The organism is Halomonas saccharevitans (assembly GCF_032333995.1).
GTDB lineage: Bacteria > Pseudomonadota > Gammaproteobacteria > Pseudomonadales > Halomonadaceae > Halomonas > Halomonas saccharevitans.
This window is the reverse complement of sequence record NZ_JAVXUR010000001.1, coordinates 228,459-244,018: the sequence shown is the minus strand read 5'-3', so window position 1 is coordinate 244,018 and position 15,560 is coordinate 228,459. Positions and strand designations below refer to the sequence as shown.

Genomic DNA, 15,560 nt, shown 5'->3' with positions numbered 1-15,560 from the left:
ACGGCCCGACATCGATCAGCCCCGCACCCATTGGCGCCCGAGACACCATGGGACCTCTAGGTGTCATCGTCACTCGACAGGGCCGCGAGGTAGAAGCAATCCGCCACCCGGACAGCCGAGGAAAGGCGCGACCGGGTAGCGAACTGGATTATTGCGGCGCGGGAACAACCCCGATACTGCTTACTTCAGGCGCGGACCTTCCTTGAACAACGAGATAGACGCTCGACAACGACTGGCCCATCGATCAGGTAGCTCCCGGACGAATATGCCGATGCCCAAACCACTCAGGTGTCGCCCTTATTGGTTGGCTTCAGCGAGCCGGCGGCCTTAGCTTCTCCATCCGCTTCAGCATCGTCGTCAACCTTGGCATCTACCTCGGCCTTGGCTTCCTTGGCCTCGGTTTCTTCCTGGGCCTCAAGGGCTGCATCGGCTTTAGCTTTGTCATCGGCTTTAGCTCCCTCAGCGGCTTCGGCTTCCTCAGTGGCTGCCGCGGCTTCGGCCTCCTCGGCTTCTTCCTCGATATCCGCCGCGGGATGGAATGGCTCGCCCTCCTCATCCTGCAACTGGTAATCGTACGCCGCCTGGAGACCGGACTCTTCTTCGGCCTCTTCCTCTTCGGCCTGGGCAATGTAGCCAGGATAAAACGGCGAGAGGATGGCAAAGAGGATGCCCAGCGAGGAGAACATGGCAAACGCACTCGCATAGCCGAAGGTGTTCACCAGCGAGCCGATCACGGGAGAGCCGGTCGCCTGCCCCAGCGATACCGCCATGAATGGCAATACCGGCCCCACCGCCAGTCGGCCCGGCAGCAGGCGGATGCCGGTCATCAGGTAGAGCCCCGTCAGACTCATGTAGGCCAGGCCGAAGACCAGCGCGGAAAAGGCCGCCAGTACGGTTTGACCGGGGCTGGCCGCGAGCAAGGCCAGGCTAGCGGAGAGCATCATCAGCATCAGCGAGTGCGTGATAGGCGGATTGTTGCGATCGGCCAGATCGGCCACCACGGCACCGCCCAGGCCGGCGATGCCCACCGCCAGCCACAACCACCCGGTGGCGCCGGATGGCAGGCCGCCGAGGGTGACCACCAGATCGGGGGCGAAGATCCAGTAGGCGGCGGAAACGAAGCCCATCACGAAGGCGAACAGCGAGAGCCTGACGAGACGCGACCAGGGCAGCTCGCGGATCGGCGGCGGCGGTGCGGCGTTGGCCGGCGTGATCCTCGACACCGAGGGCAGGAAGAGCCAGGCGGCAATCACCCCGACACCCGCCAGGATGGCAAAGGAGATGTATGCGAGACGCCAGGCGCCGACCAGGAACAGCACTGTCGGGACGGCCACGATCACGCCGATGCTGGTCCCCGCGTTCATGACCGAGCTGACGCGCCCATGCAGCGAGCGTTTCACCAATGCCTGCATGGCGGCCGTGAGCGCCGGCATCATCAGGCCGGTGCAGATGCCGCAGGCGAACACCCCTGCCCCGAGCAACAGCGCACCGGGCGCCTGACTGATCATCGCCAGGCCGGCGACGCCGAACGCCCCGGAGAGCACCGCCGCGTTGCGGGCACCCAACAGGTGGGTGACAAGCGGCGCGATCAGCGTGGCCAGCAGGAAACTGATCAGTGGCAGCGCGCCGATGATACCGATCACCGACGGCGTGAGGCCCAACTCCTCGCGGATGGGGGGCACGAACAGACCGAAGGCGAAACGCGCGAGGCCGTAGCTAATTGCGATCAGCGCCGCGCCGAGCAGTGCGAACCCCGTGCTGGACGGTGACCTCATACGACCTCCTCACGGCGCGCCATCAGGATGCCGGCCCATGTCGTCGTCAAGCATCGTTCTCTGCGCGCGATGACCGCCCGCGGCTGCTCGATATAGTTATTGGCGTCGATCACCATGACTCCCTCACCTTCTGAATGCATGAATACACTGCAGCACACGAGAGCAGCAGCTATGGGCGGGAGGGCCAGCGCCGGACCGCCCCGGCTCACCGACCAAGGTAGAGCAGAGCACGGCATACCAACAGCGACCCCGCTCCACGGTATCAGAGACGGCCCCGGTGTGACGTCCTCCGTCACCACCGATCCGGCATCCGAGCGCCGAGGAAGCGGCACCTCCGGCCGTAAGCGACGACAGCGTTCGCAGAGGCGAGATACTCTCTGTTGGGGAAACATAGAAGGGAATCGCGAGAGGGCAATGCAAATCGATCCGCTGAGCGCTCGAGTCTTCGCCGACCGGAACCTTGCGATCCGCCCCTTCACCGCCGAGCTGAATGATACCTTCTATATGCCCACACCCCAGGAACAGCCGCTCTCGCGTCTGGCCCGGGCCTTCATGGGTGAATTCCGCGCGCACATCTCGGCCTCCCTGCTCGACATCGTGCCACCCGGCGGCTGAGCCACAAGGCGTTTAACGACCGTCAGGTCGACCAGACCGACGTCGCGTCGACTCGTCATCTTGTACATTGCGCTAGCCGGGTATAGCTTTTGTTTGTTACCCCGCCGCAAAGGACACCCGCATGTCGGCAAGCCCCGCTCCCCTGCCTGAACGCGTGACCCTCGAGGCCCTCGGTGACTGGCTGCGAGCCGGCCAGGTCTCCACCATTGACGTGCCTGCTATCGACGTGCCTGCTATCGACATGCTCACCGTTGAAGTGCAATCGATCGACCAGGGCTACTATCTGGTGCGCCTGCACCATGCCCAGGGCGTCAGCCAGCTGGTCGGTGCCGACGGCCAGGCCAAGCGCTTCACCGGCACCCAGTGGGTGAGCCGGGCGCTGCTGCCGCTGGGGATCACCCATGGCGTGCTGACCTGGGCCGAGGTCACCGACGAGATGATCGGCCTGCCCGCCACCCAGAGCGACCCGCAGAGCATGCTCGCTTACGGCACCCGGGTGGCCTTCCAGACCCGCTAGCCTTCCTTGCTGGCTGCCTCAACCGGCAGTCTCGCCCGGCTCCCCTCGCCGCCTCCCCCGGACGCCTTCGGCTAGCCGGATGGCCACCTTGCCCCTATTCTCATGCCAACCCCCGCCTTTCGCGGACAGCATCACCGATACCAATAATTGGCATTTTGGATCGTCATTCATATCAATAACAATTGGCTATGTGACTCTGATAGGCTACGCCGGTTTTCGCGCCCCAGCCCCTGACACTGCCCTGCGCGCGGTGTCGACGCCGCACGACTCCCCGGCCGCCCCGAGCGATGGCGCGGGCCGGCATCAGAGGCAAAGAAGAAAGGAGACGTCGATTGGAACTGTTTCAGTACGCGCTGGATAACCTGGAGCTCTTGTTATCCCGCACCGTCGAGCATATCTCGCTGGTGGGCGTGGCCGTCGGCATCGCCACCCTGACCGGGGTGCCGATCGGTATCGCCATCACCAAGAACGAGCGCGCGGCCAAGACCGTGCTCTATATCGCCTCGATCATCGTGACGATCCCCTCCATCGCGCTGTTCGGGATCATGATCCCGATCCTGTCGCTGATCGGTCAGGGCATCGGCTACCTGCCGGCGGTCATCGCGGTGCTGCTCTATTCGCAGCTGCCGATCATCCGCAACACCTACACGGCCATCAACAATGTCGACCCGGCCCTGCGCGAGGCCGCCCGCGGCATCGGCATGAGTCCCAACCAGCGCCTACGCATGGTCGAGATCCCGCTGGCCGTGCCGGTGATCATGGCCGGCGTGCGTACCGCCGTGGTGCTCAACATCGGCGTCATGGCGATCGCCGCCTATATCGGCGCCGGGGGCCTCGGCACCTTCATCAGCCGCGGCATCTCCCAGTCCGATCCGCGCCAGCTGATCATCGGCGCCGTGGCCGTCAGCGTGCTGGCGATCATCGTCGACTATTCGCTGCTGGCACTGCAGAAGCGCCTGACGCCCAAGGGCATGGACCGCGCCGCCGCGGCTGCCTGAGCCGTCACCCCTTCTGCCGATCCGATACCGCTGCCGACCTGACAAGGACCGCCACATGATTCGACTCGATAACCTGACCAAGGTCTTCGACACGCCCAAGGGCGCCGTGACCGCCGCCGACCACATCAGCATGGAGGTTCCGACCGGCGAGATCTGCATCCTGCTCGGCCCCTCCGGCTGCGGCAAGACCACCACCCTGAAGATGATCAACCGCATCATCCGTCCCACCTCCGGCAAGGTGTTCATCAACGGCGAGGACACCACCAGCCTCGATACCCAGGACCTGCGCCGCAGCATCGGCTATGTGATCCAGCAGATCGGCCTGTTCCCCAACATGACCATCGAGGAGAACATCACGGTGGTGCCCAAGCTCCTGGGCTGGGACAAGGCGAAGTACAAGGAGCGCGCCCGGGAGATGATGCGCATGATCGCGCTGGAGCCCGACGCCTTCCTCAAGCGCTACCCGAGCGAGCTCTCCGGCGGGCAGCAGCAGCGCATCGGCGTGGCCCGGGCGCTAGCCGCCGACCCGCCCGTGATGCTGATGGACGAGCCCTTCGGCGCCATCGACCCGATCAACCGGGCGGTGATCCAGGACGAGTTCCTGAAGATGCAGCAGGACCTCAAGAAGACCATCATGTTCGTCAGCCACGACATCGACGAGGCGATCAAGATGGGCGATCGCATCGCCATCTTCCGCGAAGGCAAGCTGGTGCAGTACTCCCAGCCCGACGAGCTGCTCGCCGCCCCCAAGAACGAGTTCGTCGAGTCCTTCCTCGGCGAGGACCGAGCGCTGAAGCGCCTCAACCTGGTCAAGGTGCGCGACCTCGCCAGCGAAGATATTGGCCTGGTGCGCCCCGACGACACCCTCGAGACCGCGCTTGCGCGCATCGGCGACTACGGCTACCAGACCAGCATCGTGATGGTGAACGCCAAGCGCCAGCCGGTGGGCATCATCAGTGCCGCCGTGGCCCGCACCACCAAGGGTCACTGCCGCGACCACTTCCAGAGCGTGCCGGTGGTGGTAAGCCTCGACGACGACCTGCGCAAGGTCGCCTCGCTGATGTTCTCCAACGACATGACCTGGGTGCCCTGCGTCGATGACGAGGGCCGCATCGTCGGTCAGATCACCCAGCGGTCGATCACCCACCATCTGGGCTCGCGCTATCGCGCCCATTCCGGGGCCGACGACACGGTCGGCGAGGCGTCACCGTCATCATCGGCCAGCGAGGAGTAAGCCCATGCCGACGCTGAACCTCTCCGGGGCCATGCGCCTGCTGGTGCTCGTGGCCGTCTTCATGGCCGGCATCTGGAGCCAATCCAGCGGCGTGATCGACGACTTCATCTTCTACCTGCCGGACATCCAGTATCTGGCGGTGCAGCACCTGTGGCTGACCGCCATCTCCGGCAGCCTGGCGATCCTCGTCGCCATTCCGCTGGGCACCCTGCTGTCGCGCCCCAGCATGGCACGGGTCGCCGAATCCGCGATGCAGGTGCTCAACGTGGGCACCACCATCCCGACGCTTGCTGTGCTGGCGCTGTCGATGAGCTTCCTGGGCATCGGCACCGTGCCCGCCGTGTTCGGGCTCTTCGTGGCGACGCTGCTGCCGATCACCCGCAACACCTACACTGGCCTCAAGGGGGTCTCGCCGGCCCTCAAGGAGGCCGCGGCGGGCATCGGTATGTCGCCCGGCCAGCGCCTGATGCGGGTCGAGCTGCCCAACGCGCTGTACGTGATCTTCGCCGGCATCCGCACCGCACTGGCCATCAACGTCGGCACCGTGCCGCTGGCTTTCTTGATCGGGGCCGGGGGCCTGGGCGAGCTGATCTTCACCGGCATCGACCTCTACGACCCGGTGATGATGCTCTCCGGCGCGATCCCCACAGCGCTGCTGGCGATCGTGGTCGACATGCTCATCGCCATCACCGCCTTCCTTGTGGTGCCGCGAGGGGTGAACCCGAGCCGGGCCTGATACGCCCGGCGCGGCGCCAGGACGCAGCGAGACCCGCAGCATCGAGAAGCGCAGCACCTGGAATCAAGGATTCACGACTGATTCAACACGACCGATTCAACACGACCCAGAAATCACAACAAGGAGCGACTCCATGAAGACTCTGATGACCCTGCTCACCGGCGCGGCACTGGCCGGCAGCCTGACCGCCGCCCAAGCCAACGAGATCGTAGTGGGCGGCAAGAACTTCACCGAACAGCAGATCCTGGCCAGCATGACCAGCCAGTACCTCGACTCGCTGGGCTACGACGTCGAGAAGCGCTCCGGCATGGGCTCCGCGGTACTGCGGCAGGCCCAGGAGAACGGCCAGATCGATCTCTACTGGGAGTACACCGGCACCTCGCTGATCAACTACAACGACGTCACCGAGCGCCTGTCGCCGGAAGAGACCTATTCGCGCGTCAAGAAGCTCGACGCCGAGAAGGGCCTGGTGTGGCTCGAGCCCTCCGAGGCCAACAACACCTACGCCCTGGCCATGCGCGAGGATGACGCCGAGGAGCGCGGCATCGAGACCCTCTCCGACCTGGCTCAGTCGGTCAACGATGATGAGGGCCTGACCTTCGCCCTGAACGCCGAGTTCTACGCCCGCGAGGACGGCTGGCGCCCGCTGCAGCAGGCCTATGACTTCCGTGTCGGCCGTAGCGACGTCAAGCGCATGGATTCCGGCCTCGTTTACCAGGCGCTGCGCGACGGCCAGGTCGAGGTCGGCCTGGTGTTCGCCACCGACGGCCGCATCCCGGCCTTCGACTTCCGGGTGCTCGACGACGATCAGAACTACTTCCCGGCCTACGCCCTGACCCCGGTGGTGCGCGAGGAGACCCTCGAGGCCAATCCCGAGCTCGCCGAGCAGATGAATACCCTCTCCGGTCTGCTAGATGACACGACCATGTCCAACCTCAACGCCCAGGTCGACGTCGAGAAGGTGACCATCGAGCGCGTCGGCGAAAACTTCCTCGAGGAGCACGACCTGCTCTGATCATTGCCGCCATCCCGGGCGACTCGCAGGCATCGCCCGGGGCCGCTCAGAGGATGAACGGGAGGCCGCCCAAAGGATACTTGGCCTTGGGCGGCCTCCGTGTCAGGCTGGGAGTCCATTGATGGAAAAGGACTCCGCGAATGCGATTGCCGCACACGCTCTCCTCCCTGGGCCTCGCCTCGGCCCTGCTGCTGGGCTCCGCCCACGCCGATGAACTCACCGTCGGCGGCAAGAACTACACCGAACAGCTTCTCCTCTCCAACATCACCAGCCAGTACCTCGACACCCTCGGCTACGAGGTGGAAACCCTCGACGGCATGGGCTCCAGCGTGCTGCGCCAGGCCCAGGAAAATGGCCAGATCGATCTCTACTGGGAATACACCGGCACCTCGCTTATCGTCTACAACGACATCAGCGAGTCATTGTCGGCCGAGGCCACCTACCAGCGCGTCAAGGAACTGGATGCCGAGAAGGACATCATCTGGCTCGAGCCCTCCGACGCCAACAACACCTACGCCCTGGCGATGCGCGAGGCGAACGCCGAGCGCCTGGGCATCGAATCGCTCAAAGATCTTGCCGAGGCGATCAACGATGATGCCGGCCTCACCTTCGGCCTGGATAGCGAGTTCTACTCCCGCCAGGACGGCTGGCGCCCGCTGCAGCAGGCCTACGACTTTCGCGTCGGCCGCGATGATATCGTGCGCATGGACACCGGCCTGATCTACTCCGCCCTGCGCGACGGCAACGTCGATGTCGGCCTGGTCTTCTCCACCGACGGCCGCATCCCCGCCTTCGATTTCCGCGTCCTCGAGGACAACCAGGGCTTCTTCCCGGCCTACGCGTTGACGCCCGTGGTGCGCGAGGAGACCCTCGAGGCCAACCCGGAGCTCGAGGGCCAGCTCAACGCTCTCTCTGAGCTGTTCGACGATCAGACCATCGCCGCCCTGAACGCCCGGGTCGACGTGGAGCGCGACACCATCGAAGAGGTCGCCACGGACTTCCTCGAGACCCACGAGCTGCTGTAACGATCTGCGGTAAGACGCGGGGCCTGACCCGCTCGCGCGATGCTAGAAGGCCGCCTCCGGGCGGTCTTCTTGCGTGGCCCCGCCGGGCGCCTTGAAGCACCTCCATGGGGGTGCGATGATCCGCGCCGTTCTTCCCTACCGCCTCCAACCGTGAGACGCAACCATGCACTATCAGGACCACCTGCGGGTCGGCGCCGCCCAGATCAACGCCCGCCTCGGCGATGTCGATGCCAACCTCGAGCGCCACCGCGAGATGATCGCCCAGGCCCGCCTATCGGGGCTGGAGCTGCTGGTGTTCCCGGAGCTCTCTTTGACCGGCTATAGCCTCGGCAACCAAGTGATCGAGCTGGCCTGTCCGGCCCACGATCCGCGGCTGACCGAGCTGGCCCGAGAAGCCGGCGAGATGCAGACGATAGTCGGCTTCGTCGAGGAGGCGAGCCCCGGCGAGTACTACAACGCCCTGGCGATCCTGCAGCACGGCGAGCTCCAGGCCGTGCATCGCAAGCTCAACCTGCCCACCTACGGCGGGCTCGAGGAAGGCAAGCTCTTCACCCACGGCAGCGAGCTCACCCAGGGCAGCGTGCGGCCCGGCTGGTCGGCCACCTCGCTGATCTGCGCCGATCTCTGGAACCCGGGCCTCGTTCACGCCGCCCTGCTAGCACGACCCGCAGTGCTCTGCGCGCCGATCAACTCGGCCTCGGGCATCGTCAGCGAGGACTTCTCCAACGAGCAGAACTGGGCGGTCAACCTGCACTTCTACGCCATGACCTACGGCACCCCGGTGATCATGGCCAACCGCTTTGGGCCCGAGGGCGAGAGCCACTTCTGGGGCGGGTCACGCATCCTCGGCCCGCGCGGCGAGATTCTCGCCCAGGCCGAGGATCGCGAGATGCTGATCGAGGCGACGCTCTCGCGCACCGCCATCGCCCGGGCCCGCTTCGAGCTGCCCACCCATCGCGACGCCGACACCCCGCTGGTGCGCGACCTGATGGCCGGCTATCGCTGAGGCGGGCGGCGCGACCGGAACCGGATGACTTTCGGCCCGGGTAGGAAGCTGCTAGCGTAATAGCGGAACCCACTCATATAGGTATGTCGAATGGATACATCGGTCAATAACGTCGTCGCGCAGTCCCAGGCGCTGTCGCAGGCGCAGACCGCCCAGCAGGCCCAGATGAAGATCTTCAAGGAGGCCCTGGACACCCAGCAGCAGCAGGTCACCGCCCTGCTCGAGTCGGCATCCGCCGAACCCCAGCTCGCCGGTGACGGCAGCGTCGGCACCCAGATCAACACCTACGCCTGATCCCCGCTCGCGCCGCCGCCCGGTGGCGCGAAACGTGCCAGGCTCGCTCGCCTCGAGCTCGCCGGCATCTCGCTTCACTCCCCCCGCCGCCCCGGCATCAACCTCGCCCGTCTAGCCCCGCCGGCCCGCTCGTATTCTCCCTGCGGCCTCCCGCTCAGCCTTGCCCGGCATCTCTCCGCACGCGCAACAAGCCTCCCTCGAACATGAACACCCTCTCCTCCCTTGGGATTCCCTGGATATCGATCGATCCTTGGGCAGCAACAACCTGCTGTCTCCCGCAAATTGACAAAATATCTCCACGCGAATGACGATATTTTCAGTGATCCTTGCCATTTCCCCCCATTCGTGAAGAATGACGCCCCGAATTCACAGCGAATACGGGCAATCACAACACCATGGACTTCACCCTCCCTACGTTCTTCACGGATCTCGTGGCCAGCGGTAATGGCCTGATCTGGGGCAGCCTGCTGATCTACCTGCTGATCGGCGCCGGCCTCTACTTCACGGTCATGACCCGCGGCATCCAGTTCCGCTACTTCGGCCACATGTTCAAGCTACTGCGCCACTCCCGGGAGGCCGATGGCGGCATCTCCTCCTTCCAGGCGCTCTCGACGAGCCTCGCGGCCCGGGTTGGCACCGGCAACCTGGCCGGCGTGGCCGTCGCCATCTACTTCGGTGGCCCCGGCGCGATCTTCTGGATGTGGATGACGGCGCTGGTCGGCATGGCCACCAGCTTCGTCGAGTCCACCCTGGCCCAGGCCTACAAGGTCGACCACGGCGACCGCACCTACCGCGGCGGCCCGGCCCGCTACATCGAGCGCGGGCTCGGCCTGCGCTGGCTGGCGGTGGCCTTCTCGGTCTGCCTGATCATCGCCTTCGGCCTGGCCTTCAACAGCGTGCAGTCCAACTCCATCGCCCAGGCCATGCAGGAGGCCTTCGCGCTGCCCACCTGGAGCGTCGGCGTGGCGCTGGTCGTGGTGGTGGCGCCGATCATCTTCGGCGGCCTCAAGTCCATCGCCCGGGTCGCCGAGCTGGTGGTGCCGCTGATGGCGGTGCTCTACCTGCTGCTGGCCGTGGTGGTGGTGCTGCTTAACGCTTCGGAGCTCCCGGCGGCGTTCATGACCATCATCAAGAGCGCCTTCGGCCTCGAGCAGGCCGCCGGCGGCGCCATGGGCTATGCCGTGGCCCAGGCGATCATGAACGGCATCAAGCGCGGGCTGTTCTCCAACGAGGCGGGCATGGGCTCGGCGCCGAACGCGGCCGCCACCGCTACCACCCAGCCGAACCACCCGGCAGCCCAGGGCTTCGTGCAGATGCTCGGCGTCTTCCTCGATACGCTGGTGATCTGCACCGCCACCGCCGCCATCATCATCATGGCCGGCCCGGAACTGCTGGCGAGCGACGAGGCCAACGGCATCCAGCTCACCCAGATCGCGCTCTCCCAGCAGGTCGGCGACTGGGGCGGCCAGTTCATCGCCATCGCCATCCTGCTGTTCGCCTTCACCTCGGTGATCGCCAACTACTCCTATGGCGAGTCCAACATCGAGTACCTGGCCGGACCCAAGCGCGCCGCACTGGCGATCCTGATCTACCGCCTGGCGGTGCTGGCCATGGTTATGATCGGCGCGGTGGCAAGCCTCAAGCCGATCTGGAGCTTCGCCGATCTTTCCATGGGCCTGATGGCGCTGATCAACCTAGTGGCCATCCTGCTGCTCTCGCCGATCGCCTTCGCGCTGTTCCGCGACTATGAACGCCAGCTCAAGGCCGGCCAGGAGCCGAGCTTCGACCCCGACCAGTTCCCCAAGCTGGCCGACAAGGTCGACCGCAAGGCTTGGCCGGGCAGCGGCAAGCGCAGCTGACGCGCTCGCCCACCCAGAAACGCAAACGCCACGGCTTAGCCGTGGCGTTTGCGTTGGGGCGGCGCCTCGCCAGGCACCTTTTAGGTTGGTGACTCAAACAGCTGCAGGCGCTCGGCTCCGGGCCGTTAGTCGCGGCGGTAGCTGCCGACCAGGCGGTTCATGCCCAGCAGGTGCGGCTCGAGCTTCTCCAGCAGCTCCGGCAGGGTCAGTCCCTCGGGCAGCTCGGTGACGGTATCCAGCGCCAGCACCCAGAAGTAGTAGAGGTGCACGCCGTGGCCCTCCGGCGGCATGGGCCCGCCGTAACCGAGGCTGCCGGTGTCGTTGACGCCGGCGGTGCCCAGGGTAGTGGCCTCATCCAGCGCGGTGACGTCGGCCGGCAGGTTGTAGAGCAGCCAGTGCACGAAGCCGTAGATGCCGTTGTTGACCAGCGGGGCGTCCGGATCGTGGCAGATCACCGCGAAGCCCTGGGTTCCCTCGGGGGCGTCGCGCCAGGCCAGCACCGGCGAAACGTTCTCCCCTTCCCCGGTGTGGCGCGTGGGAATCGCCTCGTGGTGGGCGAAGGCGGAGCTGGTGAGCTGCATGCTCGAGGGTGCAAAGGCCATGAGGCAAACTCCTCTGTCGACGTGTCGGGTAAACGGTCGAGCGTCATGGCGCGAACCATGACGCTCTCCTCAGTGCATGATGGTCACAGGCGGCGGATTCAACCCGGGTGGCCCCGACAGCCTTGAACGGAGGCCCCCTCCTGCCACCGCCTCGCTCGGCCCTGCCCCTTCGCATCGCTTCCAGCCGGGTCGGATCAGGGCGTAAACTCGCCCAGCATCCGCAGGGTATCGACCTTCAGCCGATCCTCCTCCATGGCCTGCCGGGCCTCGTCGGAGGCCATGAAGGCCTGGAAGCGCTCCATGTCCGGCACCTCGAGGATCAGCCCCACCGAGTTCGGGTGCTCAGGATTCTTGAAGGTGCGGGCGGAGACCCCGATCTGGGCGAACAGCTCGTGCCGGCTGCCCGGACCTGGCTTCCAGGCCTTGGCCCAGTGCTCGCCATCCTCGACCTCGTGAAACACGATCAGCGTTGCCATCGTTCTTTACCCCTCAGACGCCAACGCCACGTCCCGACGACGACCGACCGGGGTTACCGACCGTGCCGGGCCCTCCCGGCACGGTCGGCGGCATCGAGGCGCCGCCGTCGTCGTGGCTAGCCCAAGAATAGGCCGCCGACCTCGACGCCGCCTCGGCCTCGGATCGGCGCGCGGCATGGAAAACGTCATCGGAAAGCACCAACCGGAAGCCGCCCGCCGCGCCCGACCCTCACAGGTCGTCAGTAGGTCACGCGAATGTCGTGGTGGCGCATGAAGGCCTCCGAATAAAAGGTTGCCACCAGCGTGCCGACCGAGAGCGCGAAGGCCACGACGAAGCAGGCGGCGACGGCATGGGAGAGGCCCGTCATGTGGCGCGCCAGGAAGGAGAACGCGACCGCCAGCACGAACATCGCGATGGCGTATTTATTCAGCAGGAAATGCATCGGGATCTCAAAGGCCCAGACCTGCTCCCGAGCCTTGAAGCCCGAGAGGCCGACGGGGGCGTAGAGCAGCGCCAGCCCCCCCCCCCCCGAGGATCAGCGAGGCGACGACATACAGCAGCGGCTTGCCGCCGGCCCAAAGCGAGTGGCCCAGGAAGACGGCGTACCCGGCGCCCGCCAGCCACGCGGCCAGCAGGGGAAGTATGATCAGACCCATGGGGCCTCCATTGATTTATTCTAACGTTTGCCATAAACCGCGCGAGGTACGAGCGTCGGAATTAATGGCATTGTTATGCACCACCTTCCACTTCTCTCAATATTTCTAACCTCGGCACTAACCAATCCCTTACTGGCTGTACAAAGCCCTCCCATTCAGGTGTATTTGAGAATATTTCAGCGATTCGGGAGAGGCCGCCCCGTTCATCCATGCCAAGTCTGATTAAAATATCACTCAGGTAATGATGATCGTTTGCAACAACTCCAACTTCCTGCGCGGCTTCAACAATTTCATTATGAGCCTCGTCATTCGTCGCAGGCTGTTGACAAAGCGAAGCATGAAAATAGCGTTCTGGCTGCTGCGCGTCAGGAAGACCAAAGCTCAAAATAAGAGCTTTAGCTGCTTGCCTGATTTCATCAACACCCTCACCATGCCCTGTAACGACACGATTGATCTGGGCTTCAATATCCTCTTCACTGCTGTAGCGGTCACCGTCTAATACGAAACACACATTCTGGCAGTCCTCTCCCCTCATGAGCAACCCTCCAGCCATAGTGAAAGAGTTTATTGCTGCACCGAATTTTCCAACGGAAACCCATTTATTCGCTTTCAATTTCCCCAGAATTACGCGAACTATTGCGGAAGCCATCTCATCTTCAACATAGATTTCAAGTGGCTTTGGCTGGGTACCTGTCAGCCTTGCAATCGCGTCCGGATTCGTCTGTTCAAAACAATAGGTTTTTTGCGGCCCGGTAAAAAGGTGGCGAATATTTATCTCACCCTCAAAATCAACCAAACTTTCGCGATGAGTCGAGAAAACAACCTGAAGATTCTTCGCTCTAGCTCTTTCATTAATAACAGTCACGAGCCTTTTTAATGATTTCTCGTGCAACAACAAATCAAGTTCATCAAGAAGTATCAGAGAATATTTCGACGCCTTAAAAACTTTTTCTAGAACATAGAAAACTTTCTGCTCACCCGCACTCATGCTGAGTGCAGAATATTGCAACCCTTCAAGACCGACACCTATGAACTCCTTCCCCTGCGCGTTGTGCTGATTGAAGGCAGTATAGTTTCGATCGAGGACAAAAGAAGCTTTTCTTAGGATTTCTAAAACGATTTCTTCGTTAATTTGTGTCGTTTGATAGTTGATTCGTACTTGACGATTTTCTGATTCGATCATCGGAACGCACTTATCAATACCAATATAGATCACATCTCTTTTAGGCCATTTTGCGTACCTAGGTGTCCAGCGATCACTAGCCTTAGAGTAAGGTTGGGTACTATTGTCATGGACAACTTGACCATCACGATAAGAATGCGTCAGGGTCATCTTGCTTCCCTCCCAAAGCGCGTCGGTGCTGGGAAGAAAAAAACTACTGAATTTGTACGCCTCTCCTTGAGGGGTATTTGGTTCGAAAGCACAAGCTAACGCATGGAGCACCGTCGACTTCCCACTACCATTTGGGCCCAAAATTGCAGTTAGTGGATGGTCGCCAAATGAGATGCTTACATCTTTTAAGACTTTAAGCTGCTCAATATCAAGCCTTATCAACCGTTGCTGTGTGATTGGCATTTTTCCCTCAAATATCCGGCGACTTCTCGTGATGCATAACGCCGCCAGCAGGGGCTGGAGCACGCAGTGCGGAAGTCCCTCTGGCTGGCTTTGTTATGAGTTTTCACTTTCTCGGCGCTGCTCTTCATACCAACGCTCCCGCTCTTCTTTTTCCTCTTTTCGGTCATCGCTGGAATATACATCAGCTTTAACCCTCTTGAAGCCGCTAACAATATGACCGACATCTTTTTGTAGCTTTTCAAGGCTACTTGCAATTGCATACAGGTTTGGCTTTCCAAGCTGATACCTGCCTTTGATTTCACTCATATCTATTATTATTTCGTCTGAGTATTTCTTGCCAGTAGCGCTTTCATATTCGATCTTGAACGATAGAACAGAAGCTGATTTACCCTCGAAATCTTGTGTTGTTTGCGTGTAGGTGGAATACACGTTTTGTCCTGGTCCAAAATGACGGAGGCCTGTTTTGAAGAAATTGGACTCCGTGAACTCGGTTAATAGTTTTTCGGCTGATTCACCACCATCGATCACGCTTGGCTGGAAGGTGAGATTGCGTGCAGGGCCAAGGCCAATATTTTGGATGTTTAGTCGTATTATGTGAATCGCAAAATCAAAGCTTTCTAGTGTGATATGGATTTTTGGTTCAGTTTGAACCTCTCGCATTTTTCTAGTTTCGGATACTAGAATTCCTGTAAGAACTGCATATACAACCGTTGATAATGTAACAACAGCTGTGAAAATCACGGTCAAGGCATCTGAATGTTGCTTTAAGGACTCCAAAATCTCAATCAAGTCGTAACTCCTTTTGACTCATAACAGTGATTAGACAGCGTGCTCGTATAAGAACTTGAACGTGTGCGCGCATATAACAATATTATTCTCCAGCCCAGAATCTTCGCAAGTCATTGATTCACAATAGCATTAATATTAATTCGGCTACATAACAGAGATTATCGTGCATGCCGTATAACAAGGATGAACGAGCCTGCGGTCTTTCCTGGCATGGCCTTTCCGAGCGGAAACTGACAAAGCCCCTGCGGGCCCCTCTGTACATGACGGCCCACGCTACCGCCGGGCAATGCCTTGGCGGGCACCACCTTCCTGGCAGCCGTGATCCGGGCTGGACCTCGCCCTTTCGCTAAGGGATCAATGCTTAAGTGCCCCCTAATCTATCGCAC

At 62.1% G+C, this 15,560-nt stretch carries 16 protein-coding genes; 10 read left to right on the top strand and 6 right to left on the bottom strand.

Annotated features, from left to right (window positions below; all coding sequences use genetic code 11):
* Nucleotides 1-284 precede the first annotated feature (284 nt).
* Nucleotides 285-1,775, bottom strand: coding sequence for an MFS transporter (locus RSO68_RS01105; protein ID WP_315585130.1), 1,491 nt, complete (start codon nt 1,773-1,775; stop codon nt 285-287).
* 414 nt (nt 1,776-2,189) lie between these two features.
* On the opposite strand from RSO68_RS01105, the gene RSO68_RS01100 reads away from it, so the two are divergent.
* From RSO68_RS01100 to RSO68_RS01055, 10 genes are all read left to right on the top strand, one after another.
* Nucleotides 2,190-2,390 (top strand): hypothetical protein, encoded by a 201-nt coding sequence (locus tag RSO68_RS01100; protein WP_315585129.1) that lies wholly within the window; start codon nt 2,190-2,192, stop codon nt 2,388-2,390.
* Between the two features lie 121 nt (nt 2,391-2,511).
* Nucleotides 2,512-2,907: a DUF6482 family protein gene (locus RSO68_RS01095; protein WP_315585128.1), complete on the top strand. Its 396-nt coding sequence runs from the start codon at nt 2,512-2,514 to the stop codon at nt 2,905-2,907.
* Between the two features lie 332 nt (nt 2,908-3,239).
* On the top strand, nt 3,240-3,905 hold the full coding sequence (locus RSO68_RS01090; RefSeq protein ID WP_089852258.1) for an ABC transporter permease: 666 nt from the start codon (nt 3,240-3,242) through the stop codon (nt 3,903-3,905).
* A gap of 55 nt (nt 3,906-3,960) precedes the next feature.
* Nucleotides 3,961-5,139: an ABC transporter ATP-binding protein gene (locus tag RSO68_RS01085; protein ID WP_089852260.1), complete on the top strand. Its 1,179-nt coding sequence runs from the start codon at nt 3,961-3,963 to the stop codon at nt 5,137-5,139.
* A 4-nt stretch (nt 5,140-5,143) separates the two neighbouring features.
* Entirely contained in the window at nt 5,144-5,875 is a 732-nt protein-coding gene (locus RSO68_RS01080) for an ABC transporter permease (protein WP_089852262.1), read from the top strand.
* 133 nt (nt 5,876-6,008) lie between these two features.
* Complete coding sequence (locus RSO68_RS01075) at nt 6,009-6,890, top strand: glycine betaine ABC transporter substrate-binding protein (RefSeq protein ID WP_315585127.1); 882 nt, start codon at nt 6,009-6,011, stop codon at nt 6,888-6,890.
* Between the two features lie 140 nt (nt 6,891-7,030).
* Nucleotides 7,031-7,915, top strand: coding sequence for a glycine betaine ABC transporter substrate-binding protein (locus tag RSO68_RS01070; protein WP_315585126.1), 885 nt, complete (start codon nt 7,031-7,033; stop codon nt 7,913-7,915).
* A gap of 163 nt (nt 7,916-8,078) precedes the next feature.
* Nucleotides 8,079-8,921 carry a nitrilase-related carbon-nitrogen hydrolase gene (locus RSO68_RS01065; protein WP_315585125.1) on the top strand — a complete coding sequence of 281 codons (843 nt, stop codon included), beginning with the start codon at nt 8,079-8,081 and terminating at the stop codon, nt 8,919-8,921.
* A 90-nt stretch (nt 8,922-9,011) separates the two neighbouring features.
* Entirely contained in the window at nt 9,012-9,215 is a 204-nt protein-coding gene (locus RSO68_RS01060; RefSeq protein ID WP_315585124.1) for a putative motility protein, read from the top strand.
* A 395-nt stretch (nt 9,216-9,610) separates the two neighbouring features.
* Complete coding sequence (locus RSO68_RS01055; protein WP_315585123.1) at nt 9,611-11,074, top strand: alanine/glycine:cation symporter family protein; 1,464 nt, start codon at nt 9,611-9,613, stop codon at nt 11,072-11,074.
* 125 nt (nt 11,075-11,199) lie between these two features.
* Here the strand turns inward: RSO68_RS01055 and RSO68_RS01050 are convergent, their stop codons facing one another.
* From RSO68_RS01050 to RSO68_RS01030, 5 genes are all read right to left on the bottom strand, one after another.
* Nucleotides 11,200-11,676, bottom strand: coding sequence for a YbhB/YbcL family Raf kinase inhibitor-like protein (locus tag RSO68_RS01050; RefSeq protein WP_315585122.1), 477 nt, complete (start codon nt 11,674-11,676; stop codon nt 11,200-11,202).
* A gap of 194 nt (nt 11,677-11,870) precedes the next feature.
* A complete protein-coding gene (locus RSO68_RS01045; RefSeq protein ID WP_315585121.1) occupies nt 11,871-12,152 on the bottom strand; it encodes a hypothetical protein in 282 nt (93 codons plus the stop codon).
* Nucleotides 12,153-12,391: 239 nt separating this feature from the next.
* Nucleotides 12,392-12,595 carry a hypothetical protein gene (locus tag RSO68_RS01040; RefSeq protein ID WP_315585120.1) on the bottom strand — a complete coding sequence of 68 codons (204 nt, stop codon included), beginning with the start codon at nt 12,593-12,595 and terminating at the stop codon, nt 12,392-12,394.
* 287 nt (nt 12,596-12,882) lie between these two features.
* Nucleotides 12,883-14,385, bottom strand: a complete 1,503-nt coding sequence (locus tag RSO68_RS01035) for an AAA family ATPase (RefSeq protein WP_315585119.1) — start codon at nt 14,383-14,385, stop codon at nt 12,883-12,885.
* 93 nt (nt 14,386-14,478) lie between these two features.
* Nucleotides 14,479-15,174, bottom strand: coding sequence for a hypothetical protein (locus tag RSO68_RS01030; RefSeq protein WP_315585118.1), 696 nt, complete (start codon nt 15,172-15,174; stop codon nt 14,479-14,481).
* Nucleotides 15,175-15,560: the final 386 nt, after the last annotated feature.